Origin of the sequence: Streptomyces sp. NPDC001508 (genome assembly GCF_040298665.1) — a bacterium.
In the GTDB taxonomy this organism is placed as follows: Bacteria; Actinomycetota; Actinomycetes; order Streptomycetales; family Streptomycetaceae; genus Streptomyces.
This window is the reverse complement of sequence record NZ_JBEPAP010000064.1, coordinates 24,061-50,398: the sequence shown is the minus strand read 5'-3', so window position 1 is coordinate 50,398 and position 26,338 is coordinate 24,061. Positions and strand designations below refer to the sequence as shown.

At 71.4% G+C, this 26,338-nt stretch carries 17 protein-coding genes and 2 pseudogenes; 7 read left to right on the top strand and 12 right to left on the bottom strand.

The features are described from left to right. Window positions 1–71: 71 nt before the first annotated feature. The 3 genes from fabD to ABT245_RS37310 are packed head-to-tail and all read right to left on the bottom strand — an operon-like array spanning window position 72 to window position 4,381. Window positions 72–2,282, bottom strand: a complete 2,211-nt coding sequence (gene fabD, locus ABT245_RS37320) for an ACP S-malonyltransferase (protein WP_351742908.1) — start codon at window positions 2,280–2,282, stop codon at window positions 72–74. 46 nt (window positions 2,283–2,328) lie between these two features. Further along, window positions 2,329–3,141, bottom strand: coding sequence for an enoyl-CoA hydratase-related protein (locus tag ABT245_RS37315; protein ID WP_351742905.1), 813 nt, complete (start codon window positions 3,139–3,141; stop codon window positions 2,329–2,331). A 7-nt stretch (window positions 3,142–3,148) separates the two neighbouring features. Then, entirely contained in the window at window positions 3,149–4,381 is a 1,233-nt protein-coding gene (locus ABT245_RS37310; protein ID WP_351742902.1) for a hydroxymethylglutaryl-CoA synthase family protein, read from the bottom strand. Between the two features lie 187 nt (window positions 4,382–4,568). Between ABT245_RS37310 and ABT245_RS37305 the strand changes: the two genes are divergently transcribed. Then, the gene (locus ABT245_RS37305; RefSeq protein WP_351742899.1) at window positions 4,569–5,306 is read left to right on the top strand and encodes a 4'-phosphopantetheinyl transferase family protein; all 738 of its coding nucleotides are present in this window, start codon (window positions 4,569–4,571) and stop codon (window positions 5,304–5,306) included. Between the two features lie 6 nt (window positions 5,307–5,312). On the opposite strand, the gene ABT245_RS37300 is transcribed toward ABT245_RS37305, so the two are convergent. The 4 genes and pseudogenes from ABT245_RS37300 to ABT245_RS37285 all read right to left on the bottom strand — a co-directional run. After that, window positions 5,313–6,071 carry a thioesterase II family protein gene (locus ABT245_RS37300; protein WP_351742896.1) on the bottom strand — a complete coding sequence of 253 codons (759 nt, stop codon included), beginning with the start codon at window positions 6,069–6,071 and terminating at the stop codon, window positions 5,313–5,315. 43 nt (window positions 6,072–6,114) lie between these two features. Beyond that, window positions 6,115–13,140: an amino acid adenylation domain-containing protein gene (locus tag ABT245_RS37295; RefSeq protein WP_351742893.1), complete on the bottom strand. Its 7,026-nt coding sequence runs from the start codon at window positions 13,138–13,140 to the stop codon at window positions 6,115–6,117. Between the two features lie 80 nt (window positions 13,141–13,220). Further along, a complete protein-coding gene (locus tag ABT245_RS37290; RefSeq protein WP_351742919.1) occupies window positions 13,221–13,679 on the bottom strand; it encodes a group II truncated hemoglobin in 459 nt (152 codons plus the stop codon). 87 nt (window positions 13,680–13,766) lie between these two features. Further along, window positions 13,767–14,112, bottom strand: a pseudogene (locus ABT245_RS37285) (IS110 family transposase); the annotation flags it as partial. A gap of 400 nt (window positions 14,113–14,512) precedes the next feature. Here ABT245_RS37285 and ABT245_RS37280 point away from each other — a divergent pair. Beyond that, the gene (locus tag ABT245_RS37280) at window positions 14,513–15,103 is read left to right on the top strand and encodes a YdeI/OmpD-associated family protein (RefSeq protein WP_351742890.1); all 591 of its coding nucleotides are present in this window, start codon (window positions 14,513–14,515) and stop codon (window positions 15,101–15,103) included. Between the two features lie 333 nt (window positions 15,104–15,436). Here ABT245_RS37280 and ltrA read toward each other — a convergent pair whose 3' ends face one another. From ltrA to ABT245_RS37255, 5 genes are all read right to left on the bottom strand, one after another. Then, a complete protein-coding gene (gene ltrA, locus ABT245_RS37275; RefSeq protein ID WP_351742887.1) occupies window positions 15,437–16,801 on the bottom strand; it encodes a group II intron reverse transcriptase/maturase in 1,365 nt (454 codons plus the stop codon). 615 nt (window positions 16,802–17,416) lie between these two features. Continuing rightward, entirely contained in the window at window positions 17,417–17,749 is a 333-nt protein-coding gene (locus ABT245_RS37270; RefSeq protein ID WP_351742884.1) for a hypothetical protein, read from the bottom strand. Between the two features lie 47 nt (window positions 17,750–17,796). Continuing rightward, window positions 17,797–19,167: a TauD/TfdA family dioxygenase gene (locus tag ABT245_RS37265; protein ID WP_351742881.1), complete on the bottom strand. Its 1,371-nt coding sequence runs from the start codon at window positions 19,165–19,167 to the stop codon at window positions 17,797–17,799. Window positions 19,168–19,265: 98 nt separating this feature from the next. Further along, a complete protein-coding gene (locus ABT245_RS37260; RefSeq protein ID WP_351742878.1) occupies window positions 19,266–20,186 on the bottom strand; it encodes an AMP-binding protein in 921 nt (306 codons plus the stop codon). Then, the gene (locus ABT245_RS37255) at window positions 20,165–20,638 is read right to left on the bottom strand and encodes an AMP-binding protein (protein WP_351742917.1); all 474 of its coding nucleotides are present in this window, start codon (window positions 20,636–20,638) and stop codon (window positions 20,165–20,167) included. The genes ABT245_RS37260 and ABT245_RS37255 overlap by 22 nt, the downstream gene beginning before the upstream one ends. Before the next feature lie 291 nt (window positions 20,639–20,929). On the opposite strand from ABT245_RS37255, the pseudogene ABT245_RS37250 reads away from it, so the two are divergent. The 5 genes and pseudogenes from ABT245_RS37250 to ABT245_RS37230 form a co-directional block, all read left to right on the top strand. Further along, window positions 20,930–21,110 (top strand): annotated as a pseudogene (locus ABT245_RS37250) (hypothetical protein); the annotation flags it as partial. Window positions 21,111–21,295: 185 nt separating this feature from the next. Next, the gene (locus ABT245_RS37245; protein WP_351742875.1) at window positions 21,296–22,087 is read left to right on the top strand and encodes an IclR family transcriptional regulator; all 792 of its coding nucleotides are present in this window, start codon (window positions 21,296–21,298) and stop codon (window positions 22,085–22,087) included. Between the two features lie 79 nt (window positions 22,088–22,166). Then, window positions 22,167–24,467 carry a CaiB/BaiF CoA-transferase family protein gene (locus ABT245_RS37240; RefSeq protein ID WP_351742872.1) on the top strand — a complete coding sequence of 767 codons (2,301 nt, stop codon included), beginning with the start codon at window positions 22,167–22,169 and terminating at the stop codon, window positions 24,465–24,467. Beyond that, window positions 24,464–25,276 (top strand): enoyl-CoA hydratase/isomerase family protein, encoded by an 813-nt coding sequence (locus tag ABT245_RS37235; RefSeq protein ID WP_351742869.1) that lies wholly within the window; start codon window positions 24,464–24,466, stop codon window positions 25,274–25,276. The genes ABT245_RS37240 and ABT245_RS37235 overlap by 4 nt, the downstream gene beginning before the upstream one ends. Window positions 25,277–25,442: 166 nt before the next feature. Further along, window positions 25,443–26,291 (top strand): alpha/beta fold hydrolase, encoded by an 849-nt coding sequence (locus tag ABT245_RS37230; RefSeq protein WP_351742866.1) that lies wholly within the window; start codon window positions 25,443–25,445, stop codon window positions 26,289–26,291. The last annotated feature ends 47 nt before the right edge of the window (window positions 26,292–26,338 follow it).

Sequence of the window (26,338 nt, the reverse complement as noted above, 5' to 3'; positions counted from 1 at the left end):
GTGGGTCCCGTGTGCGGGATGCCACTGTCCGTCGCAGACCGTATCGGCGATTGCTTGACATGTCCGCTGGTTCATGGGCGCATTCCGGCCCGACTCGGCGCCCTCGCGGCCAGCAGTTCCGCGGCGTTTGTCAGGACGTGTCCGGCCACCGCGTCGGGGCTCCGGGCGGCCCACTCGGCCAGTGCGGTGCCGGCCGTCGCGCGGTTGAAGTGCGTCAGCTCGGGATCGCAGGGGAGTTGGTGGTCCAGGGGCCGTACGGGGTCACCGCCCGCCGTACGGCGGGCGGTCTCGCGTGCATACCAGCGGAACACGTCGGCTGTGCGGACGCGCCCGTCGGCGCGGTCGGCCGCCGGCAGTTCCGTGACCGGTCTGCCCAGTACCTGCTCCTCGATGTGCCGTCGTCGCTGTTCCGGGACGTCGGCGAAGTACCGGTGTTCGCGCAGGAGTCGGTGCAGCAGACCGGCCCGGGCGGGGAACAGGGTGCCGTGGCGGACGACCCGCGCACGGACCCCGAGGGTGGCGTGGCGTTCGGTGGGCGCCCAGGTGACGTCGTCGTCGCCGGCCCGCGCGAGGGTGTGCTTGAGACCTTCGGCCAGTCGGGCGGCCGGTGCGCAGGCGGTCAGCGAGGTGGCGACGAGGAAGGCGGCGCCGAGCGCGAACGCGGTGGCGGCCTGTTCCGGTGTGCCGACGGCACCGCGCAGGCCCACGTGTACGGGTTCGGGGCCCGGGCCATGGGCGGCGAGCACGGCCACGGAGGGCAGGAGTTGGTAGACGTCGGCGCCGTCGGTGTGCCAGCCCTGCGGGGTCTGGACGGCCAGGTCCGAGGCGACGGGCAGATCGCGGGCCGCTTCGGCTTCCTCGGCCGACAGGCCGCCGGTGCGGACGAGTTCGGCGAGCAGGGCCGGGGTGGGTGGTCGCAGGAAGGCGGCGGCCTGGTCGAGGCCGGTGACGCGGGCGATGACGTGCCGCACTGCGACCGGAGTGCCGGCCGGGCCACGCCGGGCGCCGGTGAAGCGGAACCGGACGAGTGCCGCGTCGGGACCGTGCGGGTAGTCGGCCTCGACGTATCGCACCTCGTGGGCGAGGAGCTGAGTGACCAGTTCTTCCGCGTCCGGTCCGGGGCGCAGCCCGGTCCCCCACCCCTGGCGGCCCGCCTCGCCGTAAGACGCCCCGTCCGAGGCGTCGAGGACCGGATCGGCGAAGGCGGCCATCCCGGCTGCCCGAGCCTCCCGGCAGACTTCCCCCCGGACGGCCCCGTCCCCGGTCCCGGACGCGACCCAGGCCAGCTCGGCTCCGTACCGCTCCCGGAACCGCGCCGCGCCCAGCCGCTCCTTGGACACCGGCCGGCGCCGCAGCCGATGGCGCTGCCCCGTATCCCCGGCGTTCCCCAGCGTTTCGGGCACGGCTCCGGTGTCACCCTGCCCTTCGGCCGGCGGCGGCGTCAGTTCCGTCCGGGCCGTCGCCCACAGCTTGGTCAGCACGCTTCCGGGGCCCACCTCGACCAGCTCGGTGACCTGATGGTGGATCAGGTAGTCCAGGCTCTCCCACCAGCGCACGCCGCGCCACATGTGCTCGCGCAGCCGGGTGGCGATCCGGTCGGCGCGGTGGGGGCGGGCGGTGACGTTGGAGATGACGGGGACGCGGGGTTCGTGGAAGGTGACGGTGCCGAGGACGGTGCCGAGTTCGTCCGCCGCCTCGGCCATGTACCGGGAGTGGGCCGCGACGCTGATGTGGAGCAGCACGCACTTGCCTGCGCCCTCGCGGCGGAGCACCGGCGCGAGCGCGCGGACCGATTCCTCGGGTCCCGAAAGGACGGTCTGGGCGGGCGAGTTGTGGTTGGCGATGTCGATGTCGTCCACGCCCTCGCGGCGCATGATGTCCCGCAAGCGCTCGATGCCGAGCCCTACGACGGCCAACATGCCGCCCCCACTCGCGCGGCCCATGATCTGGGCGCGGGCGACGACGAGACGCAGCCCTGTCTCGAAGTCGAGGGCACCGGAGGCGTAGAGCGCGGTGTACTCGCCGAGGCTGTGCCCGATCATGTAGTCGGGCTGTGGCTTGCGGGCGGCAAGGTCGAGGTAGGTCAGCGCGCTGATGGCGTAGAGGACGGGTTGCAGGACGCGCGTGTCGCGCAGCGCGGCCTGGTCGGCGCACAGTTCGCGCACCGAGCGACCGAGCACGGCGTCCGCGCGGGCGAGCATCGCCGGGTACCGGTCGAAGAGGCCGGCGCCCATGTCCTTGCGCTGTGAGCCCTGGCCGGGAAACGCCCAGACGGCTCTCATCGACGGCCCTCCCTGTGGTGCGGTCGGCGACGGCCGGACATCAAGGTCACCGCTCCCACGGATAGCGCCCTTCGGCGGCGAACCGTGCGATGCCCTCGCGGACGCCCGGCACGGCGGCGAGCCGGGCGAACTCGGTGACCGCGCGGTGCTCGGTCTCGGCGGTGAGGGGGTGCAGCGCCGACAGGTAGCCCTTGGCTTCCCCGATCATCCGGGCGTCGACCTTGGTCAGCCGGGACAGCAGTCGGCGCACCAAGGGGCCCGGGTCCGGCGAGAGTTCGTCGGCGAGTCCCCGGTCCACGGCCTCCCTGGCGGTGAGCGGCAGGGTGGTGAGGGTCATGGTGCCGACGGTGCGGAAGCCAGTGCGGCGGATCAGGAACGGCAGCACACTGCACGGCAGCAGGCCCCACAGGGTCTCGGGGAGGCTGAACACGCCGCGTTCGGTGGAGTGCACGAGATCGCAGGCGGCTGCGAGCCCGACCCCGCCGCCCGCCACCCGCCCGTCCACACAGGCGAGGGTCAGCATCGGCACCTCGGTGAGCCGCCGCAGCAGCCGGAAGAATCCCGACCCGTCGGGCGCGGCCGAATCCACGTCCCGCTCGTGGACCGGCTTTTGTGACGCGTCCGGGTTGAAGCTCTCGTCCCCCGCCGCTTCCGCCATGTCCATCCCGTTGCAGAACACCCGCCCGGGCGAGTCGAGCATGACCAGTCGGCAGGTGCCGGACTTCTCGGCGGTGTCCAGGGCCTCGTGCAGGTCCGCGATCAGGTCGGAGTCGACGGTGTTGCCGCGCTCGGGCCGGCTCAGGGTGATCCGCAGGACGGCGGGATCCTGGTGCTGGACGCGGACGGTGCCGTGGTTCATCGGTCGGTCAGCTCCAGGAGTAGAGGCGGTGGAAGTTCTCGATGCGGTCGAGCATCAGCAGTCCGGCTCCGTCGAACAGGTCGGCGTACAGGTCCGCGTAGGGCTTGGTGTCGACGTCCAGGTCCCGCACGCCGAACGCGCGGTCACCGCCGAGTTCGGTGACGGCGTCGTACTCGTCCATGGTCAGCGGCCGTCGGGCATCGAGGGCGGCGCCGATCCGCATGCCGCCGACAGTGGCCACGGCCTCCCCGCCGAGGACGCCGCTGAAGAACTCCGACGCGCACCCGGAGCCGTAGGAGAACAGCCCGATGCGGCACGGCAGTTCGGGGCTGCCGTGGTCGAGGAGGGAGCACAGGGCGAGGTAGAGCGAGGCGGAGAAGAGGTTGCCGACCCGGGCGCCGTATTCGAGGGTGGGGACGACCCGACGGGTGAAGTCCTCGGCCGCCTCGCGCGGCCCCAGGCCCTTGTGGGTGCGGAGCAGCTTGCGGTGGGCGCCCTTGACCATGCCGGCGAACGGGGTGTGCAGCACCAGGTGCTCGAAGCTGTCGACCACGTCGGCACCGGCCACGCGCTCGCGGTAGGCGGCGAAGCTGCGTTCCAGACAGGTCAGGTACGACAGCAGGGACACATCGGAGTCGACGACGTCGAGGTCCGGGCGGGGCCGGAGGGTGTCCATGACCTCGAAAGTGTGCAGGCCGCTGGCCCCGGGGTCGAGTTCCAGGACGCGTGGTGCGCGGCCGACGAGGAGGGCGACGGCGCCGGCGCCCTCGGAGGGTTCCCAGTAGGTGCCGCGGGCCGCGGCGCTCGGTGCGTCGGCGGCGATCACCAGGGCCTTGGCGGCGCCGATGGGTGAGGCGCCGATGATGCCGGCGGCGGTCTGCAGCGCGGCCGTGCCGCCGTAGCAGGCGTGTTTGACCTCGAAGGAACGGCAGCGGGAGCTGAGGCCGAGGTGGTGGTGGATGTAGGTGGAGATGGGTTTGCCGAGGTCGAGCCCGGACTCGGTGCCGACGACGAGGAGTTCGATGGCGTCACGTTCCTCGGGGGTGAGCCGGTCGAGGAGGGGCTTGGCCGCGTTGACGGCGTTGGTGACCGCGTCCTCGCATGGCAGGTTGACCGACTTCTGGCGCATCATGAGGTTGTCGAACCGGGTCATGTCCAGGCCTCGGCCGCGGAAGAGTTCCGCCACGTCGAAGCAGGCACGCGCCACATAGGCGTTGATCGCCTCGATGCCGACGGCCATGGTCGCTCCCGCGGTCGGGGGCCTCACACCGGGCCCCGGCTCTCCCGGTTGTAACCGTCGCGGGCGCTTGGGATCTGCTCACTTTTGCACGGCGGGGCCGCTCCGTGCGCCGCAGGCTCGGTGTCCCGTGCGAGGAGTCCGACGGGCCTGGAGTCGTCGTACGGGCCGATACCGGGGGGAGGCCGCTGTGCCCGACAGGTCGCCGAAACCTCCCCTTCCCCTGCACCGGACGGTCACCGGCACCCCCCTCGCCCATGTGTGGGCCGCCGCCCCGGACACATACGGCGACGGCACCTTGCTGTCGGCCGAGGAACGACGGCGTCTTGCGGCCTTCCGCCGGGAACGTGACCGCCGGCTGTACATCACGGCTCGTACTCTGCTGCGCACCGCGCTCAGCCGCTGCGTGCCCGATGTCCCGCCCACCGACTGGCGGTTCACCACGGGACCGTACGGCCGGCCCGAGCCCGCCGGGCCGCAGACCGTGCCCCGGCTGCGCTTCAGCATCGCCCACGCCCCGGGCCTGTCCGTCTGCCTCGTCTGCCCCGAGCTGGACTGCGGCATCGACGTGGAGGTCCGCGACCGCACGGTCGACCCGGTGCGCGTGGCCCGCACGATGTTCCACCCCCGTGAGGCCGCGCAGGTGCTCGCCGCACCGCCCGGCGAGCGCGGCGCCGTGTTCCTGCGCCACTGGACGCTCAAGGAGGCGTACGGCAAGGCACGTGGCCTCGGCTTCCTGCTGCCCCCGGACTCCTACGCCTTCACGCTGCTCGCGTCCGCCGCGCCCCGGCTCACCGCCGCCGACGACGACGGCGCGCGGTGGCAGTTCGCCCAGTGGCCCCAGGGCGACCGGCACCTCGTGGCGGTGGCGGTGAGCCGGGGCGACGGGCCGGACGTGACGGTGGTCCGGCACTCCGGCTCGCCGTGACGCGGTTCAGGACACAGCCTGCCGGATGTCGGCGCGGAGGTCCTGCCGCAGGTCCGAGCGCAGCGGCTCGGGAAGCCCGGCCAGGTAGAAGTGGTCGCCGTCGTACACCCGCATCCGGAACGGGCCGTCGCTCGTGGTCTCCCACAGCCGCAGTTCCAGCGGGGTGACTTCCGGGTCCCGGTCGCCGGTGAACCCGGACAGCGGGCAGCGCAGCCGGGGGCCCGGCAGCGGCCGGTAGCTCTCGTTGAGGTGGAAGTCGGCGCGCAGCGCGGGCAGGAACATCCGCATCAGGTCGCGTTGCCGCATCACCTCCTCGGGTGTGCCGCCCAACTCGGCGACGACCCGCAGGAAGTCGTCGTCGCCGAGCCCCGCGAACGCAGGACGCCGCGCCGCCAGATGCGGGGCCCGCCGCCCGGAGACCAGCAGCCGGCGCGGGCCGCGCGCCGGGTCGTCCTGGAAGCGGCGGGCGACCTCGTAGGCGATGGCCGCCCCGGTGCTGTGGCCGAACAGCGCATACGGCCGGTCCAGGTGGGGGGCGAGACCCTCGCAGAGCGGGCCGATGAGGTCTTTCATGCGTCGGTAGGCGGGTTCGGCGACGCGGACCTCGCGGCCGGGCAGGATCACCGGGCACACCTCGATCTCCGGCAGCAGCAGTTCCCGCCACGGCCGGAAGAAGCCCCCGCCGCCACCGGCGTGGGCGAAGCAGAACAGGCGCAGCGGTGCGTCGGAGGTGGCGTCGCCGCTCTTCAGCCAGGTACCGGTCACCGGTGTCCCTTCGCTCGGTCGTGTCGCGGGCAGGTGGGCCCGGTCATCGGGCGGTGCCTTCGGCGGAGCGGAGCACGGCATGGCCGTACGAGCCCGTCGCCGAGACGGCGTTGACGAGCGCCCGCAGGGGCGCGTCCGGTGTGACAGGCGTCCAGGGCCGGGCGGTGTCGGCGACCGTGAGCCGGGTCCAGTCGGCCAGTTCGGTGCGCCGGGGCGCCACGGCAGTCGGTGCCAGCGTGCGTTCCCGCAGTTGCAGGAGCACCTTGGTGAGCTGGGAGAGTCCGGAGGCCGCTTCCAGGTGGCCGATGTGCGGTTTGACGGTTCCCACGAACAGCTTGCCGAAGGCACCGGACGGGCGCAACGCGGCGAGCAGGGCGTCCAGTTCGGCCGCGTCGGCCAGCAGGGCACCGGAGGCGGCGCACTCGACGTATCCGATGTCGGCTCCGCCGAGCCCGTGCCCGTCCAGCATGCGGGTGAGAGAGCGGGCGAGCGGGCCGGCGGCGGGCATCCCGAACGGTCCCGGCCGCCCGGCCGCGCCGGCACCGGTCGCCTCGATCACCCCGTGCAGTACGTCGCGGCGCTCCACGGCGTCCCGGAGCGGGCGCAGCAGCAGGGCGCCCGCGCCCTCACCCGGCGACCAGCCGCCGTCCTCGGCGGCGAAGGCACCGGCCGACGGCGCTTGCGCCGCCAGCCCCAGGTCCCGTAGCAGGGCCAGGTGGTAGGGGTGGGCGACGACATTGACCCCCGTCACCACCGCGGCGTCGCACTCCCCCTGCCGCAGGCTGGTCACGGCGAGGTGCAGGGCGGTCAGCGACGAGGAGCAGGCGGTGTCCACCGCGACGGCCGGGCCCTCGAACCCGAAGCAGTGCGCGATCCGCGCCGGGAGGTCCGAGGCGGCACCCGCCTGGCGGGCCGGCCCGCCCGCGCGCCACTGTGCCTCGCCCGCCTGACGGTGATCGTGCCACATCGCCGCCGTGAACACGCCGACCCGCTCGCCGTCCCGGGTGAGACTGCCGGGCGTGTGCCCGGCGTCCTCCAGGCACTGCCACACCACGGGCAGCAGCAGCCGTAGTTGTGGATCCAGACCCTCGGCTTCCTGGGGCGAGACGCGGAACATACGGCCGTCGAAACCGTCGTCGCCGCTCAGGTAGCCGCCGTACGGCAACGCGTCCGCACGGTCGGGTACGGTGCCGGCGGCAGCGGCGAGCGCGGCCAGTCGCTCGGCGGGCAGCGGGCCGAGCGTACGGCGTCCCGACCGCAGGATCTCCCAGAACTCGTCCAGACCGCCCCCGCCGGGGTACCGGCCGGCGGCACCGATGACGGCCACGTTTGCCGGTGCCGGCCGGACGCCCGGGCCGGCCCCGGTGATGATGTGCCGCTCCCGGGACGGCTGGACGTGCGGCGCGGAGTTCTGCGGCAGCGGGCCGGCGAGGAAAGCATGCAGCAGCCGCTGGCCCGGATGCAGCCGGAAGGCGTCGCGGACACGCTCGAAGGCGAGGCTTCCAACGGCGCACAGGCCGACCCCGCTCTCCTGCTGGCCGCTCATCAGCAACTGCCCCATGTAGCCGGCCTCGATCGCCAGATACAGCTCCGACTCCTGGCCGTACAGCGGCTCGATACCGCGCGGTTCGGAGATCAGGTACACCTCGAACGCCGCACGGTCGAAGACGGGCCGGTTGTACGAGAAGTGGACGGTGCGGTCGATCCCGGGGCGGGCGGTGACGCGTTGCAGGGCGTGGTCGTCCGGCCGGTGGTAGTACAGGCCGCCGGGGATGCCCTCGACGGCGCCCGGCTTGATGTGCAGGTAGGTCTGTACGGCGTAGGTGTCGCCGGCGGACGCGTACAGCCGGCGCGGGCCGTCACCGGCCGGCCGGGAGCGCAGGGCGCCCAGGAAGCGGAGGAAACTGTCGTGCGCGAGCGGGCCGTCGGCGAAGTCGCGGTGTGTGGCGCGCTCGCGGTACCGCTCGGCGGGCGGGAGCGGGCCGTCGAGCGCCAGGAGGGGTTCGTCGGCGTGCCGCCGACGCAGGTGCCAGGCGGCGGACTTGAAGCGGTCTCGGTCCTCGTGGGAGAAGAACTCCACGGGCTCCGGGGCGGGTTGGGGTTCGACGGTGGCGGGCTCCGGGATCTCCGTCGCACGCTGCGGGTCATCGGCCGCCGGTGTCGGGATCCCTGCCGTGGGCCCCGGGGTGCCGGCCGTCGGCTCCGGGACCGCCGCCGCCCTCTTTCGGACCGCTGCTTCCGGCTCCGGGAGCCCTGCGTGCGAGGCGGTCCGGGCCGGCTCGGTCCGGTCGCCGTCGCCCGCGAGATGGCGGGCCATTCCGGCGACGGTCGGCTCGGCCAGCAAGGCCGAGACGGGGACACGGCGGCCGTAGCGGGCCCGGAGCGCCGAGGACAGCTGGGCCAGGGTGAAGGAGGTGGCGCCCTGGTCCCACAGGTCGAGCGTCGGGTCCAGCTCGGGGACGCCGATGAGACCGGCGAGCAACGAGCCGATCTCTTCGGTCAGTTGGCCTGCGGGCGGGAACACCGGGACGTGTCTGCCGTCGGCCTGCTCAGCCGGTGTGTCCGGGCTCGACGCCGGCCGTTCCGGCTCCCCGGGCGCGGGCAACGGCCACGGCAGTGAGTCCCGGTCCAGCTTGCCGTTGCCCGTCGCCGGGAACGACGGCAGGAAGGCCACGAAGTTCGGGACCATGTAGTCGGGCAGGGTCTGGGCGGCGTGGGCGCGCAGCTCGGTCACGGAGGGCCGGGCGGTGCCCGGTTCGGCGAGCAGGTAGGCGACCAGCCGCCGGTCCCCCGTGCCGTCAAGGCGGGCCACCACCACCGCGTCGTGCACGGCGGAATGGCTGCGCAACCGGTGTTCGATCTCGCCGAGTTCGACGCGGAAGCCCCGGATCTTCACCTGGTGGTCGCGCCGCCCCAGGAAGACCATGACGCCGTCGTCGCGGAAGGCCGCCCGGTCGCCGGTGGCGTACATGTGCGACTGCGGGCCGCCCGCGAAGGGCTCGGGGGCGAATCGCTCCCGGGTCAGGTCCGGCCGCCCGTGGTAGCCGAGGCTGAGGCAGTCGCCGGCGATGTAGAGGTCGCCCTCCTCGCCGGGCGGGCAGGGCTCCAGCCGCTCGTCCAGGATGTAGTACCGGGCGTTGTCGATGGGCCTGCCGTACGGGATGCTGCGCCACTCGGGATCGATGTCGCCGATGGGGTACCAGTTGGACCAGACCGTGGCCTCGGTGGCGCCGCCGAGACTGATCACCCGGGCCCCGCCGAACACACCGCGCACGTCGTCGGGCAGGGACAGCGGGATCCAGTCGCCGCTGAGGAAGACCAGCCGCAGGTCGCCGGTGCCGGGGTGCCCGCGGTGTTCCTGGAGGAGAGGCGCAAGCCGGGCCAGGGTGGTGGGCGCGGAGTTCCAGAAGGTCACCGGTTCCCGCAGCAGGGCCTCGATCATCAGCTCCGGGTCGCGCTGTTCGGCCTCGTCGGCGATGTAGAGGCCGGCGCCGTACCCGAGGAGTCCGAGGATGTCGAAGACGGACAGGTCGAAGCCGAGGGAGGTGACGCACAGCCCGGTGTCGCGAGGGCCGAAGCCGAAGGTGCGGTGGCACCAGTCGAAGAGGTTGTGCAGGGAACGGTGGGCCACCACCACGCACTTGGGCCTCCCGGTGCTTCCGGAGGTGAACAGCCGGTAGGCCACGCAGTCCGGTCCGGTGACGGGCTCGGGGTCTCCCGGGTCGGGCAGGTGCGGGCCGGTGTTCTCCGGCGCGTCCAGGTCGAGGACGCGCACGTCGTCCGGCACGTGCCAGCCGGGGCCGCCCGCCGTGACGAGGAGATGGCCGGCTCCGGTGTCCTGGAGCATGCCGTGGGCGCGCTCGCGGGGCAGCGAGGGGTCCACCGGGACGTAGGCGCCGCCCGCCTTGAGGACCGCGAACACGGACACCGCCATGGCCGGGCCGCGCCGCACGGAGATCCCGACGGAGGTGCCGTCTCCGACGCCCGCCTGCCGCAGCCGGCGGGCGATCAGGTTGGCCCGGCGGTTCAGCTCGCCGTAGGTCATGGTGCCGTCGCGCCAGCGCAGCGCCACCGCGTCGGGGCGGCTGTGTGCCTGCCGTTCGAAGAGCAGATGGACGGGGCCGTCGGCCGGGTAGGGGCGGGCGGTGTCGTTCCAGGCGTACAGGAGGCGGTGGCGCTCGTTGTCGGCGCGGTCCGTGGCGGACCCGGCGCGGGAGGATGTGTCGTCGCCCAAGGCGTCGGCGCCCTCGGCCCGACGTGGGGGCGAATCGACGCCCTCCGCGGGACCGGCGGCCTTGTCGCCCTCGCCGGCCAACCCCGTGAGCAGGTCGGCGTACCGCTCGAAGGCCGCGTCCAGCACCCCCTCCCCGAAGCGATCGTCCAGCGCGTCCCACGCCAGGTGCAGGGTCGCGCCGTCGTCGACCGTCACGCAGTCGAGCGCCACGTCGGTGGTGGCCGTGCCCGAGGGGCCGGGCCGGACACCGGCCGGCAGCGGGTGGCCGGAGAGGTCGAGCACGGTCGTGAACACCACGGGATACTCGAAGCTCTCGTCCCTGCGGCGCCGCATGACGAGCGAGCGCATCTCGGCCAGCCCTGCACCGCCGCCCTGCTCCAGGTCGGCGGCCATCTGCCGGTGGCAGGCGCGGGCGACGGTGGCGAGGTCGGTACCGGGTGCCGGTGAGCGCACCCAGGTCAGTTCGGTGAACTCGGCGGGCCGCTCCGTGTCCGCTCCGGTGAAGCACACCACCGGGAGCGCGAACGGCTCGTCGCAGGTGGCGCCGAGTGCGGTGCAGTAGGCGGCCAGGAGGGCGGCGTCGAGGCTCACTCCGTGCCGCCGCGCCCAGGCCGCCAGGGCCGTACGGTCGGTAAAGAGGCGCTCGCGGCGCCGAGGGCGCTGCGGTCCCTGCTCGTCCCGCAGCGGCGGGCCCGCCGGCAGGCCGGCAAGCCGGTCCCGCCAGTACGCACGGGCCTGCTCGGGCACGGCCCGGGGCGCGCGGGGCAGCATGGTCGGCGCGGGCGGGGCGCCGACGGGGTCGGCGTACCGGTGCAGCAGTTCGCGGGCCAGCAGCACGATGCTGCGGGCGTCCCCGACGAGCAGGTCGACGGCGAGGTGCACGGTGGCCGGGCGGCCCGGTGCCCGGACGACCCTGAGGTCGGCGTGCGCTGCCCGGTCGAGGCCGAAGGGCCGGTAGGTCATGTCGGCGCGTACGGCGCGGTCGACGTCCTCGGCGTCCGCGCCCTCGGGGACGTCCAGGACGGGGATCCACGCGTCCGCCGGCGCCGTGGACAGCACGCCGAGCGTGCCGTCAGCACCGGTCCGCAGGCGCAACGCCTCGTGCGCGGTGACGAGATCGTGCCAGGCGGTGCGCAGCCGTTCGAGGTCGAGGTCGTCCACGTGAAAGCTCTGGTGGTACTGGCAACCGCGTCCGGTGTGTCCGTCGAGCCGGGCCACGAGGTACGCCTGCTGCAGTTCGCGCGCGGGCACGGCGATGTCTGGGGCCGGTTCGCACAGGCCTTGCAGGAGCCGGCAGAAGCGGCCGAACAGGGCGTCGGGCGCGCCCGGCGGGAAGAGGGTGTCGGCCGTGTCCCAGCGGAAGTCGAGGCCGCCGTCGCGTTCCCGCATCTGGTGGTCCAGCGCGATCCCGGAGGTCTGACCGACGACGAACCGCTCGTGGTCGGTCATGCTGCCCCGCCCGGCACCGTCGAAGTGCAGGTCCAGCAGGCTGGTGAACACCACGGGCAGCGCGGGCGCCTCGGTGCCGTGGGCGCGCAGCTCGCGCAGCACCTCGACGCTGCCGACGGTCGCGTGCGACAGCGCCTCCCACACCCGCTGGTGCGTGGCACGTGCGGCGTCGTCCAGGGACGGGGCGAGTGTGTGGGCCTCCATGACGAGCAGACAGCCGGAGGTGTAGGGACCGACGAGTCCCTCTGCCGCGGACGGCAGCCGGGGCCGGTCCGTGGTCGTCAGGACCAAGGTGAACGGGTCACCCGAACCGGCCGGCGTCAGGGCCTCGGTGAAGGCGGTCAGCACGAGCGAGGTGGGTGAGACGCGCAGCTCGGCGGCCCGGGCGCACAGGTCCCTCCACTGGGCCGGGGTGAGCCGGCCGCGGCGCGGGGTGCGCAGATGGCCGTCGAGGCCGGGCGGCGGCTCGGGCGGCTCGGCGAGCAGGACGGCCGGGCCGCCGGGCAGGCCCTTGAGCCGTTCGGCGGCCCGGGAGAGGGCGGCCCGGTGGGCGGTGGAGGCTCGGTGACGGGCGAGGGCGTCCAGGGTGTCGCGGAGGCTGAACGGCGCCTCGGGCAGCCGGTGGCCGTCGTCCGTGCAGGCCTGCCACCAGTGGTGCAGCAGCAGGTCGGTGCCGTGGGCGTCGGTGACCGTGCCATCGAGGCTGAGATGGACCACGGCGCGTCCAGCAGGCTCCCGGCAGATCTCGACCTGGAACGGCGGCCAGTGGCCGGGCGGGTAGCGGTGGTGCGACAGGCGGCGCCGTACGGCGCTCGCCTCGGTCTCCAGTGCGTCTGCGTCCACGGTCTCGTGGACGACGGGCTCGGGCACCCGCACGCTCTCCTGGACCCGCTGGTGGCGTCCGACCCCGGTCATCCTGAGGGCGTCGAAGTGCTCCACGAGCCGCCGCCAGGCCCGGGCGAGACGGTCGACGTCCAGCCCGTCGACGGCGAACTCGTGGTAGTGATGGCAGCCAAGGGCATCCGGGTCCAACTCCGGGTACTTGCCGACGACGTACGCCTCCTGCATGGGGGTCGCCGGGGCGGGTTCGTACCGCAGTTCCGGCACGGCCACCACGTCGACGGGGCCGGCGGCGGCGCTTTCGCCGTCCTCGCCGGCTGCCCCCTCGATCCAGTCGGCGAGGTGGCGCGGAGTGCGGCAGTCCAGGAGCCGGGAGAGGGGCACCTCCCTGCCGAACTCGGTCTCGATCTCCAGCATCAGCCGCACTGCGGCGAGCGAGGAGAGTCCGGCGTCGGCCAGCTCGGTGTCCGGGTGCAGTGGCCCGGCCTGGGTGACCAGTGGCTCCAGGATGCCGAGCAGCCGCTCACAGGCCGTGCTGGCGGTCACCTCGGCAGATGACTCGGGGACGGGCTCCGCGGGCTTCAACGCTCCCCCTTGGTTCGGTGGTCGGTCTCAGCAGGGCCGGTTCACCACTCCCAGCGGCCCAGCACCGGATACGGCGGCTGAAGCATGGGGTGGTTCTCGTCCTGCGAGGCCCTGGTGGTGAAACCGGCCGCCTTCTCGACGTTGGCGGTGAACGCCTTGCGGAAGCGGTCGTCGCCGGGCAGCCCGGCATCGTCGGCCGCTTTGATCATCAAAGTGACGAAGCGTTCACTCTGTTCCGGGGTGATCCGCATGCCGACGTGGGCCCTCAACAGCGCGATGAATCCGCCGAGTTCGTCGGTGTAGCGGGCCGGGCCGCCGAGCATCTCGACGAAGAACGCGGTCAGGTGGTCGGCATGGTGCGGTGATCCGGCACGGAACAGGTCGCCCAGCAGCGGGTCTCCGAGAACCAGGTGGTGGAAGTGCTCCGCGAACCGCCGCAACACCTCTTCACCACCGACGTGTTCGTACATCGTCGTCATTACGTCCGCCCTTCGGTGCACCGCTCGACCAGCGGGGACGGTACAGGGGACGCCGGATCCCGACTGCTCAACCTTGTGCACCGCAGGCGGGCGGTCCACTAGCCCCACGCGGGCGGCGTCGGCGATGACCGCGGCGTCCTTGGCGTCGGTTTTCGCCTCGCCCGAGTAGAGGTCGGCGATCCGCCGCATGGCGAGTCCGGTCAGTCGACCTTGCAGCCGACATCGCGGAGGACGGTGAGCGGGAAGGCGCCGATGGAGGCGGCTGGTCGACGATGACGAGCGCAGTGCCGAACTTCGCGGCCGGCTTGTCGAAGACGGCCCGCAGCTTCGGCTCTCTGTTGGGCAGCTACTTGTCGAAGACCTTCTTGCCGACCGGGGCGAGTCCGAGGCCGTGGTGGGCGGTCTTGCCGACGTCCAGGCCGAGGAAGGCGCCCACGTAGCCGATGTCGAACATCGTGCTCCCAGCTGCTTCGGTGCGGTGCTGGCCAGGGAGTCGGCGCCGTACGCGCGCATCCACGTTATGCGGACCTGCCGCCCGCAGGGTGCCGGGCACTGCACTCGGCGGGGCGGTAGTCGGACCTCCCATCAGCGTCTCCAACGGCACCGCTCGAGCCTGGTGACACCACTGCCCAGGTCATGTCTTCGATAGGGAGGGGGACCAGTCACGCCGAGCCCGGAGGCCAGCGGCCCTCTTGCAGGACCGCGAAGAGGATAACGGGGAGGGGCGTCGCAGCCTGTCCAGTCGGCGCACGTCCTCCTCTCCCCTCCTTCGGGTATGCGTCGCCCCGCAACCGGGTGCGCGCCGTGTCGGGTCGTTGTTGACCCGGTCCGAGCCGTGGGATTTCATGAAGGCCATGTCTGAGGGATCACAGAAGCAAGCGAATCCGGTTCTCTTCTTCGCAACGCAGGAGGAGTGGGAGAAGTGGCTGGCGGAGAACCACTCGGAAGTGCCGGGGGTCTGGTTCAAGATTCCCAAGGACGGCTCCGGAATCGACGGCGTCGACTACGCGCACGCGCTGGAGTCGGCGCTCTGCTACGGCTGGATCGACGGGCAGAAGAAGAAACTGGACGAGCAGCACTGGCTGCAGCGCTTCACCCCACGGCGGCAGGGTAGCAAGTGGTCGAAGGTGAACCGAGAGAAGGCCACCGATTTGATCGAGCGGGGCCGGATGCGACCCGCCGGTCTGCGCGAGGTGGAGAAAGCCAAGGCTGACGGCCGTTGGGAGGCGGCTTACACGGCCCCGAGCAAGGCGACGGTACCCGACGACCTCCAGGCCGCCCTGGACGCGGCACCGGCGGCCCGCGACTTCTTTGCCGCTCTGGACGGCCGCAACCGGTACGCGATCCTGCACCGAGTAGAGGATGCCAAGAAGGCGGAGACCCGGGCGGCCCGCATCGAGAAGTTCGTCGCCATGCTCGCCGAGGGGAAGAAACTCTATCCCTGAGCCGCGCGGGTCAGACCCTCCGGCTCCAATCGGGATGCGTTCGCGACATGGGTTCGGACGCCCGTATAGAGCCTGCCGACGCATACGCCCGTCGGGCCCATCTCTCTGGCTCTGACGTCGTTCAGTAGGATCCGCGATCATGGGGAGCCGTCACGGTCGGTTACTGGAGCAGGATCATCTTCCTGAGCAAATCGAACTCTGCGCACCCGAAGAGTCGCTTTTTGATCTTTTTGATGCGATTCACGGCGCCCTCCGTGCCGCCGGAGCTCCAGCGAAGGGTGAGCCCGGCAGTGACGGCGTCGAGGTCGCCGGTCAGCCCGCGGGCGGAGCCGGTCAGTCCAGGCAGGTCCGCCGCGAGGGCCTCGTCAATCCAGACGGGCAAGAGGACGCCGGTCTGCTGAGTGAGGGGGTCCGGTAGGAACGGACCCGTCCTGGTCGCCAGACGCGCGGTGCATGGGTGGTCCAGACCCACTGGGCGAAGAACCGGGGTCGTCGTGCGACGGCCTGGTTCCACGCCGTCTGGGCTTTCTTCCTGCCCCGCAGCCGTTTGAACTTCTTGCGCATCCACCGCATCACGTAGGAGTTGACGCGTTCCAGGAGAGGATGGAGGGCCGACTGGTAGAAGGCCCCGTAGTACGCCATCCACCCGCGAATGATCGGGTTGATGAACCGTGCGAGGTCCGCTTCGGTCAGGCTGGTGCGGTGGTGCAGCCGCCAGGACCGCACCTCGGAACTGATCCCGCGCAGGGCTTCCCCGCTGATCGCGGGAAGGAACGACCGGAACATCTGGCCGTCCTTGCGGACCGCGGAGCGTGTGCGGAAGGTGAACCCCAGGAACGTGAACTCGGTGTCCTCGTACGAGGCACGCCGGTTGGCGTCCTGGCAGTACACGATCCGTGTTTTCTCCGGGTGCAGTTCAAGCCCTACCTCGGCCATCCTCTTCCTGATCGCCGCGAGCACGAAGCGTGCCTGGCGTTCGCTGACGCAGTGGACCACCGCGTCGTCCACGTACCGTTCGAACCCGATGGCGGGGAAGTTCCGCGCCATCCAGGCATCGAAGGCGTAGTGGAGGAAGAGGTTGGCGAGGACCGGCGAGACCGAGGAGCCCTGGGGCGTCCCCCGGTCCCGCTCGCGCTGAGTCCCGTCGGGCAGCTGCAGCGGTGCGGCGAGCCATCGCCGCACATACAGCAGGACCCAGGACTGGGACGGATCAGTGTGGGCGGCGACCGCCTTGAGGACCAGGTCCCACGGAACACTGTCGAAGAATGCGCGGATGTCCAGGTCGATGACCCAGTCCGCCTTCCAGCAGCGCTCCCGGCACCGGCCCACAGCATCGATCGCCGACCGCCCGGGGCGGTAACCGTAGGAGTCCGGATGAAAGACCGGCTCGGCCTTCGCCTCCAGCACCCCGGCGACCACCGTCTGGGCGATACGATCCCCGATCGTGGGCACGCCCAAGATCCGGACGCCCCCTTTCTTGGGAATCTCCACCGCACGCACCGGGGGTGGAAAGTAGGTGCCGGAGGAGAGGCGATTCCAGATCCGGTACAGATTGTTCTTCAGATCCTTCTCGAACTTTTCCATCGACACCGCATCCACACCCGCCGCGCCTTTGTTCGACCTGACTTTCTCGTACGCCTCCCAGACGGACTGCTTGGAAATATTGAACGGCTTACCTGATGCTTTCAACTCGCTCACGCGACTCCTCCCGGGTAACGCCCGGTTGGTCGAATAAACACAGTCACGAACGACCCGGCCCCTTCGCTCCGCCCTCATTACAGGGGTTTCATCACTACTACGAGCCGGTCCGCCGGCGTGCCTGGCGTCGGTACTCAGTCCCTCGCGGCTTCGGACCGCCCGGGACGCTCCCTCTCTCCCCGCTCGCCAGCGGAGACGTATCCGGGCCCGCCTTCTCCTGTTCCGTACGAAGGCCGCAGACCGGGCTCGCGTCGCCTGCATGCCGGACACCGCCTGGCCAATAAACGGGCACCCGCCAGACTCATCCCGGGACTGCCTTGACACCCCGGTTCTGATGTCAACTCTACTTTTCGACACGTCAGCAGCGATTCACTTGCGCTCGCCTTCCCGATCCCCACCTGACGCCTCAATGGACGCCTTTTCCTCATCGTTCACCACGGCAGTCTTCAGCTAGCGCAGCATGAGGTGGTTTAAATCCTCCCCCCGCAGGGCGAATTTGAGGGGCCAAAACCCTCATCCTTCGTACAGCATCGCTACAAGAAGAGTTCCTACATGCTTCTTCCTTTCGCGTTCAGGACACAACAAGGCCGTGAAGTTTGTGGCTGGGTCTCGTTGTCAAGGGCCTGTGGGCGCGAGGATGTCGATGCCGGTGGTGGCTTTGTAGCTGGTGCGGTCGGTGCGGGGGCCTCGTGCCTGGTACTTGGAGATGGCGCGTTTCACGATGCGGGGGCTGATCCGCAGTCGCCGTGGGGGCAGCAGTGCGGCCAGGACGTGCCGTCCGATCGTGCCGGCCAGGTCGATGACGGTGTCGGCGATGACGCCCGCGGCGAGGATGAGCTGGTCGCGGGCGGCTTGGAGAGCGATGCTGAAGCCGGCCCGGTCGGGGTCGGTGCCCGGCCGGTGGACGTCACCCGAGCACCGGCGCACCAGGTCCCCCGTGCGATACATCCGGGCGCCGGTTTCGCCGAAGGGATCGGGTACGAAGCACGACGCCGTCAGGGAGGGCCGGGGCCGGGATCCAGTGGCACGTATGCCGCCCCCGCACGCCACACTCCGAGGAACGCGGTGATGAGTCCGGCGCCACGGTTGAGCTGCACACCGACCCGGTCGCCGGGGCCGACGCCCCGTGCAAAGAGCCGGCCGGCCAGTCGGGCGGCAGAGCGGTCGAGTTCGGCGAAGGTGAGGTCGCCCTCGCTTCCCCGTACGGCGAGCCGTTCGGGGTGTTCGCGCACGGCCCGCTGGAAGCGGCTCAGCGGATCGGCCGACGCGCTGGTCGCAGCGCCCGTGCAGCGGCAACGTTCCACTGGTGGGGTGGGACGCACGGTCCGGTTCCTCTCGTCTACGCCGAGGTCGCGGCGAGTCGGATGCTCGGCCGGCAGGCGTCGATCTCCACGGGGGTTGCCCATGGCCACGACGATCTTCCGCTCTCCTCGGAACGGGTCACGTCCGTGGGCGGCCAGGATGTTGTCGACGAGCAGCAGATCGCCCGCCTCCCATCGCTCCCGTACGGTGGCGGCGTCGTAGGCGGCTCGGACGGCCTGAATGTCCTGCCTCGTCGGCGGTTCGCCGTCTCCGAAGGCCGAGTTGAAAGGCAGCCCGTCCGGTCCGAACTCGTCAAGGAGGGTTTCCCGGAGTTCGTCGTCCAGCGACCATGCATTCCAGAAGGCCAGGCGGTTGAACCAGACCTCGGCTTCCGTGGACGGGTGCCGGACGACGCCGGGGCGCAACTGGCTGGTGCGGAGGTTTCCGTCCTGCTGCCATTCATAGGCGATGAGGTTGTCGTCGCAGTACCGCTCCACGTCCTTCGCGTTCTCGGCCGAGAACGCGGTGCGCCAGTCGGTCGATATCAGGTCGGAGTACGACCGCTTCAGCTGCCAGCCGACGGACCGCATCCTGGCCACGAGATGCGGCGGCAGACTGCTGAGGACCTTTCGGCAGTCGGCGATGGGTGTTGCCCCGCCGACCGCCGGAGCGAGGAGACAACCGAAGAGCAACAGTCCCGGAAAGCGAAGGGTGTAGCTTTTCTCGTTGTGCATGGCGATGGATTGCGACGGTGGAAGGTCGGTGGACGAGAAGACCCCGTCCCCGTAGTCGCTGCGTGGTGTCGCCTTCTCCCGATAGGGAGTACTGCTGGGAATGAGCACGTCGCGCACCCGGGCGAAATCGTCCACGCTGCGTACGGGAAGGCCGCGGATGTACAGGGCGCCGTGTTCGTGAAGTGCGTCGATGATGTCAGGGTGAAGCGCGGTCAGCCGACGGCAGGCTCCGTCGATGTCCCGCACACCGTCGATTCGTGTCGTGGCCGGCTTCCCCGGAGCCGATCGCCAGGCGAGCGGTCCTGTGGGTCCGTCTGTGGGTGCACTCATTGCTCCTCCTCCACGCGCGCAACTGAGGCTGCCAGATCCACGTCGCCCTGTGCGGGGCGACGGCCTGCCACGATCTGAACGGCTGTCTGAACGGCTGGTCAAAGCCCGCCGCAGGCTTTGCGGTCCACCTTGCCGTTCGCGGTGAGCGGCAGGGCGTCGAGGTGCACGAATCGGGTCGGGATCATATGGCGGGGCACATGGGGGTACAGCCGGTCGCGGAGTTCGGCGGGCGCGGCCCGTTCGCCGCTGTGGACCGCGGTGAGCATCGGCTCGCCGCGCGGACCCGGCGCGGCGACGACCACCGCGTCGTCGAGGCCGCCCCACCGGCGGATCGCGGACTCCACGTCGCCCAGTTCGAGCCGTCGGCCCATGATCTTGACTTGCTGGTCGAGCCGGTCGAGGTGCACCAGTTCTCCGTCCTCGACCACCACTCGGTCGCCGGTGCGGTACCACGCCTGCGCACTGGGAGCCGGGCCGGCGTTCGACCCGGGCTCATGAAAGTGCCCCTCGTTGTCCGCCGGGTCGAGATAGCCGTCGAACCGCTGCGGTCCGCGGACCTGGAGTTCGCCGGTGCGCGGATCGATCCGGTGGTCGAGATGCGGGTAGACGCGGCCGATCGGGACAGTGCCGTTGGAGGTCTTCGGCCACGCGGAGTGGTCGGCCGGGAGCCGGTAGGCCGTCATCGTGATGACGATCTCGGTGGGCCCGTACAGATTCTCCACCATGCTCCCCGGAGCGGCGGCCGACCAGACCCGGGCCTGTTCCACGGTCAGCCGGTCCCCGGCGAACAGGCTGCGGCGCAGCGTCGGCAGGCTGCCGGGGTCGAGTGAGCCGGTGTCGCGCGCCATGGAGATGATCGAGGGCACGGAGAACCAGTGGGTCAGGGCGTGGTCGTTCACAAAGCCGACCGGGTCGACCAGTTCGCCACGCGAGGGCACCACGAGCGTCGCGCCGCCGCCCCAGGCGGTGAACATGTCGAAGACCGACGGGTCGAAGGTCAGGCCGAAGGTCTGGGACATCCGGCAGCCGGGCCCGATCCGGTACCGGTCGGTTTCGGCACACCGGTGGAGCCCGAGGTGAAGAGGATGTACGCGACTGCGTCCGGGTCGAGCGCGTCGTCGGCCGGGGCGGCCGGGGCGGTGGGGGCGGCCCGCAGGGACCGCCGCACGTCGTCCTCGCCGACGGTGATCACCGGCACTCCGGTGCCGTCCGCGAGCGAGGTGTCCTTGCCGTCGTCGGCCAGTACGGCGTCCAGCCGGGCGAGTTCGAGGATCTGACGGTTTCTGGCGGCCGGGTAGTCCTCGCTCAGCGGGACCACGGTGCCGCCGCCACGCAGTACGCCGAGGTAGCCGGCGTAGGCGGCCACGCTGCCTGCGGCGAGTAGCCCCACCCGGGCCGGCCGCGGCCCGGTCGCCGCGACCACGCGGGCGGCCAGCTCACGGGAAACGGCGTCCAGTTGGCCGTAGGTCAGCCGTTGCCCGGCGACGACCAGCGCGTCTGATCGGGGACGCGGCGGGCAGTGTCGGCGAACCAGGAGTGCAGGGTCTTCGCGGGCAAGGAATCACCCTCCCTCCGTGGGCATGCCCCCGCGGCGTCCGAAGCGGCCGGCAGATGACGTTCAGTCAGGCGGTCTTCCAGATGCCGATCGTACAGAGTGCGAAATCATACAGATCGTCAAAGTATCGTGGAGCCACGGGAGTTGGTGGCTGATACAGATGCGTCAGATCGTGCGCCAAGAAGTCCTGAAATAGGTGTTGGACGTGTGCAGGAGGCGCTGTGGTCCCTGACTGCCCGCGCCGCCGTACGCCGGGCGAGCCCAAAATCGCCGCGCGTGCCGAGGCCGCCCTGCGGATGCCCCTGCAGAGCACGCGGGCGCCGCCGGCGGAATGCTGACCCTGGGCCCGGTGGCGCGGTACCTGGCGGAGGCGGAGGCGTGCGCCGGAGCGGGATGGCGACAGCGATGCGCGACCCCCGAGCCCGTGGCGCCCGCTCCACGGTCCCGGCGTGATCAGATCGCCAGGGCGTCCGGAGGGCGTCCATATTCCCGATGTTCACCCTGTCATCCCTCTATGCAATGTGCACCTGCTGCCTTTCCAATGGCACCTAGCCAGGAGAAGGAGGCACGCTGATGGGGTTGTATGCCGACGAGGACGTCACACTTCCCAATTCCGTGCTGGGCAAGGCACAACTGCTACTCGCCGCGTTCGAATCGGGTGCGGTCCGGCTGCGCCTGAGCGAGCTGAGCCGACGATCGGGGGTGCCGAAGGCGTCGGCCTACCGCCTCGCTCAGGAGCTGGTGCAATGGGGTCTGCTCGACCGGCAGGAGGAGACGTACCAGCTCGGTATGCGGCTCTTCCAGCTCGGCCAGCGCGTTCCCGCCTCCGCGGTGCTGCGCTCCGTCGCGCGCCCACTGCTCACCGACCTGTTCACGCGCACCCGGGCCACGATCCATCTCGCGGTGCTCGACGGAACCCATGTTCTCTTCCTCGAAAAGATCGCCGGAGGGGCGAACGTGCACACGCATTCCCAGCTCGGCGGCAGGTTGCCGGCGTCCTGCACGGCGACGGGAAAGGTGCTGCTCGCCCTGTGCCCGGACGGCCACCGGCACATCGGGCGACTCGCGGCCGGCGTCGGCCTTCCGACGCTGACCGACCGGTCGGTGAAGTCCGCGGGCGCGCTCAACCGGCAGTTGATCGCAGTGCAGCGCCGGCGCTTCGCCCACGAGGTCGGGGAGGTCAGGACCGGATACGCCAGTCTCGCCGTGCCCGTGGTGCACCCCGACGGGGGCGTGCACGCGGCGGTGTCGGCCACCGGGCCGGTGTCCGAGGTCTCGGTGGAGCGCCTGCTGCCCATGCTGCGTACTACGGCGGCCGGCATCGCCAGGGGGCTCACCGGAGACCCGGAGCCGCGGGTTCGGTGAGCGGAACAGGTATCTGGCCGCCCGGCACCCGGGGAGGTGATCGTGAGGCTCCGCCCGCAGAGGAGGGGAAGGAGCCGAAGTGGGAACAGACCCGTCGCCGCTGCGCGTGCTCGATCTGACCGATGAACTGGCCTATCAGAGTGCACGGTTGCTCGTGGGCCTGGGCGCGGACGTGGTACGGATCGAGCCGGGCGCGGACTTGGATCCCGCGGCCGCGGTGCACTGGCACGCGGGGAAACGCTGGGTGGAGGTGTCCGGGGAGGACGGGCTCGACGAGCTGGCGCGAGGCGCCGACATCATTCTCGAAAGCGGACCCGCCGCACGGTTGCGCGGGCTGCGTGCTGACGACAGCACGTCCCGGTGGCCGCATGCCGTGCACGTGGTGGTGACACCCTTCGGCCTGACCGGCCCGCGGCGCGACTGGGTCGGCGACGACCTGGTTCTGGCGTCGGCGGGCGGGATGACCTGGCTCGGTGGGCGGCCCGACGGGCAGCCGAAGCCGCCGCCACGCGAGCAGGCACTCCAGACGGCCGGAGCGCAGGCGGCGATCGGGGCGCTGCTCGGCCTCGTGTCGGGGCGGGGACAACTGGTCGACATCTCCGTTCAGGAGGCCGTCGCCGCCACCCTTGAGACCGCCGCCCTCGCCTGGATCCACGCCGGGCGCTTCCCGGTACGCAATGGCGGAGTGTACGAGCATGTGGCGCACCGGATCTTCGCCGCGGCCGACGGATATGTGGCCGGCGGCTACTCGGGCAGCGACCGTATGTGGACCGACCTGTTGGCGTGGCTGGTGGAGCGCGGCGAAGCCGGTGACCTGGCCGAGGAACGCTGGAACGACGCCGCCTTCCGCTGGCGGGGGCGACCCCATGTCGACGGGCTCGTACAGCGGTTCGTGGCGCGGTGGCCGGCCGCCGACCTCGCGCGGGAGGCGCGAGCGCGCGCTCTGCCCTGGGCGGAAGTGGTACCGCCGCAGCAGCTGCCGGCCAACCCGCAGCTGCGTGACCGCGGCTTCCTCGTCACGGTCACCGGCGACGGGCTGCCCGAGGGCGGTGTGGTGGACGTCGGCTTCCCGTGGACGCGGCTGCCCCGGCCCCTCGTGCTGGAGGCGATTCGCGAGGTGCCGCGGACCGAGAGGCCCTGGCGGCACCCGAAGCCACGCGGCCGGAGCGCCTCGGCGAAGTCCCGTGCCTTGCAGGGGGTGCGGGTGCTGGACCTGACCTGGGTGCTCGCCGGACCGTACGTCACGAAGCAGCTCGGTGAGCACGGCGCGGACATCGTCAAGGTCGAGTCGAAGCACCGGCCGGACCCCACGCGTTTCGCCCCCTCCATGCATCTGCGACCGGGTGACGACCCCGACGACAGCGGGTACTTCCTCAACTTCAACCGGAACAAGCGGAGCGTCGCCCTCAACCTGCGGACCGGGGAGGGCCGGCACCTGCTGCGGGGGCTGGTGCCGCACTGCGACGTGGTCGTGGAGAACTACAGCCCGGGTGTGCTCGCCCGGTGGGGCATGGACTACGCGTCGCTACGCGAGCTGAATCCCGAGGTGATCCTGGTGTCGATGGCGGGGGTCGGACAGACCGGCCCCTGGCACCGGGCCGTGACGTTCGCCGACACGCTCGCCGCGATGTCGGGCCTGTCCAGCGAGACCCGCGACCCGGGCGGCCCGCCGCAGGGCCTCACCTTCGGCCTCGGCGACATGGTCGCCGCCAATGCCGCCGTGCTCGCCACGCTCGACCTGCTCGCGCAGGGGCGCGGCGGACAGGTGGACCTGTCCCAGCTGGAAGCGATGGCCGCGACCATGGGACCGGCCGTGCTGGAGCCGGTGCTCGGCGGGGGCGTGCCGGATCCGCGGACCGCCGCGTACCCGAACCGGTCACCGAGTGCGGTGCCGCACGGTGTGTATCCGGCGGCCGGGGACGACCGGTGGGTGGCCGTCTCCGTGACGGACGAGGTGCAGTGGCGCGCGCTGACCGGTCTCGTCGCCCTGCCGTGCCGCGACGGCGGCCTGGCGGCTCGGCGCGCTCACGAGGACGCCATCGACACGGCCCTGGCGGCCTGGACCCGGACAACGGACGCCTGGGAACTCGCGGCGCTGCTGCAGGCGAAGGGCGTTCCGGCGGCGGTCGTGGCCACCGGGCAGGACCTGGTGGAATCCGATGAGCAGCTCGCGGCCCGCGGCTTCTACCCCGTGCTTGAGCATCCGCTGGCCGGACCGGTCCGGCACGAGGGCATCGTCTTGCGGCTCGCCGCGACCCCCGGAGCGCTCACCGCGCCCGCGCCCCTCCTGGGCCGGCACACCCGCCAGGTGCTGCATGAGCTGCTCGGCCTGGGCGCCGACGAACTCGACGTCCTGGCCGCGAAAGGCGTAACCGAATGACCAAGGGGACCGAGAAGAACAAGGAGAACATCGTGACGGCACCCTCCGTACTCGACGTGTCCCGTGACGGCGCCGTGGCCACGGTCCGGGTCGACCGGCCCAAGGCGAACGCCGTCGACCCGGCGATGATCGAGGAGTTCCGCACGGTCCTGCCGTCGCTCGCGGGCGACCCGCGGGTGCGCTGCATCGTCATCACCGGCACCGGCCGCTTCTTCATCGCCGGTGCCGACATCGCCGTGATGCGGGACCTGTCGGCGGGCAACCAGGCTGAGATGCGGCGCTGGATCGACGTCCAGCGGCTGATCGAGCAAGCACCGAAACCGGTCGTCGCGGCGATCAACGGACATGCTCTCGGCGGCGGTGCCGAGCTGTCGCTGGCCTGCGATCTCCGCATCATCTCCGCCGAGGCCACCTTCGGGTTCCCGGAGATACGACTCGGTCTGTTCCCCGGCGCCGGGGGCAGCCAGCGGCTGCCGCGGCTGGTCGGACCGCATCTGGCGAAACGGCTGATGATCGAGGGTGAACGGCTTGCGGCGCAGCGGGCCCTGGAACTGGGACTCGTCGACGTGGTCGCGGAACCCGCCGCGTTCGAGGCCCTGGTCGCCGAGCGGGCCCGGCTCCTCGCCGCGAAGCCGACGGCGGCCATCGCCCTGCTCAAGCGCGTGGTGGACGAGGGGTACGGGCTGCCCGTCGAGCAGGCGCTGGAGCGCGAGGAGAAGGGCGTGGCCGAGCTGACCCGAACCGCCGACGCGGCGGAGGGCCTGCAGGCGTTCCTGGACAAGCGCGCAGCGGTCTTCACCGGCCACTGATCATGGACGGGCGATCGAGTCGGCAAGGGTCGGTGCCGCCTCGGATCCCGCCTCGGGTGCCGGGGCGCCCGGTACAGGTTCGCTGAGCGGACCGTCGTGCTGGGCCTGGGGCCGGCACGGTGATGGGCTCGACTCCGTACAGCCCAACTCGTACAGGAGGACTGGCATGTCACCAGCACCGGAGAGCCACTACGCGGATGGCGCCGGAATCCGCTACCACTACCACGATCTGGGCTCCGGGCCCGACACGGTCTTTCTGCACGGCGGGGGCCCGGGCTGCACCGCGTGGAGCGACTTCGGGCCGGTCGCCCCGCTGTTCGCGGCCGACCGGCGCTGTCTGCTCGTCGACATCCACCAGTACGGCAGGTCGGAGAAGTCCCGTATCGAGGGGCCGATGTGGGACCACCACGCGGCCAGGACGGTCGGCCTGCTCGACACCCTCGGCGTGGACCGCGCCGATTTCGTGTGCAACTCCTGGGGCGGCACGATCGCGCTCAACCTGGCCGCGAAGTACCCGGACCGGGTCCGGTCCCTGGTCGTCACCGGCAGCATGCCGGTCTTCTACGGCCCCCTCGCCCCGCTCCCCGAGAACGGGCACCGCGGCCGCACGGCCCGTGACGTCTACTACGGCGGCGAGGGCCCGACCCGCGAGAAGATGCGCCAACTGATCACCAGGCTGGAGTGGTACGACGGTGCGAAGCTCCCCGAGGAGACCCTGACCCTGCGCTACGAGCAGAGCCTCGACGAGGGCGAGCGCGCGCTCGCCGCGATGTCCGACTCGCCGCGCGGCGACTGGCAGGACCTGACGGAGGAACTGGGCCGGATCCAGGCGCCGACGCTCTTCATCTGGGGCATGCAGGACGCGTTCCTCACCCCGGACTATCCGCTGATGCTCGCGCGCATGGTGCCGGGCGGCAGTCTGCATGTGATGGACCACGCCTCCCACCACCTCCAGGAGGAGCGTCCCGATGCCTACCACTCGGTGGTCAGCGGCTTCCTCGGCTCCTTTTCCTGAACCGCCTTCTCCCCTTCCTGAACCGCTCCTCCCCTTCCTGAACCCGC

Excerpts from the sequence above, each read along its gene's own strand:
- fabD (WP_351742908.1), bottom strand. The coding sequence starts at position 2,282 with ATGAGAGCCGTCTGGGCGTTTCCCGGCCAGGGCTCACAGCGCAAGGAC.
- ABT245_RS37230 (WP_351742866.1), top strand. The coding sequence starts at position 25,443 with ATGTCACCAGCACCGGAGAGCCACTACGCGGATGGCGCCGGAATCCGC.
- ABT245_RS37280 (WP_351742890.1), top strand. The coding sequence starts at position 14,513 with ATGTCTGAGGGATCACAGAAGCAAGCGAATCCGGTTCTCTTCTTCGCA.
- ABT245_RS37315 (WP_351742905.1), bottom strand. The coding sequence starts at position 3,141 with ATGAACCACGGCACCGTCCGCGTCCAGCACCAGGATCCCGCCGTCCTG.
- ABT245_RS37245 (WP_351742875.1), top strand. The coding sequence starts at position 21,296 with ATGGGGTTGTATGCCGACGAGGACGTCACACTTCCCAATTCCGTGCTG.
- ABT245_RS37260 (WP_351742878.1), bottom strand. The coding sequence starts at position 20,186 with ATGTCCCAGACCTTCGGCCTGACCTTCGACCCGTCGGTCTTCGACATG.
- ABT245_RS37235 (WP_351742869.1), top strand. The coding sequence starts at position 24,464 with ATGACCAAGGGGACCGAGAAGAACAAGGAGAACATCGTGACGGCACCC.
- ABT245_RS37310 (WP_351742902.1), bottom strand. The coding sequence starts at position 4,381 with ATGGCCGTCGGCATCGAGGCGATCAACGCCTATGTGGCGCGTGCCTGC.
- ABT245_RS37265 (WP_351742881.1), bottom strand. The coding sequence starts at position 19,167 with ATGAGTGCACCCACAGACGGACCCACAGGACCGCTCGCCTGGCGATCG.
- ABT245_RS37270 (WP_351742884.1), bottom strand. The coding sequence starts at position 17,749 with ATGTATCGCACGGGGGACCTGGTGCGCCGGTGCTCGGGTGACGTCCAC.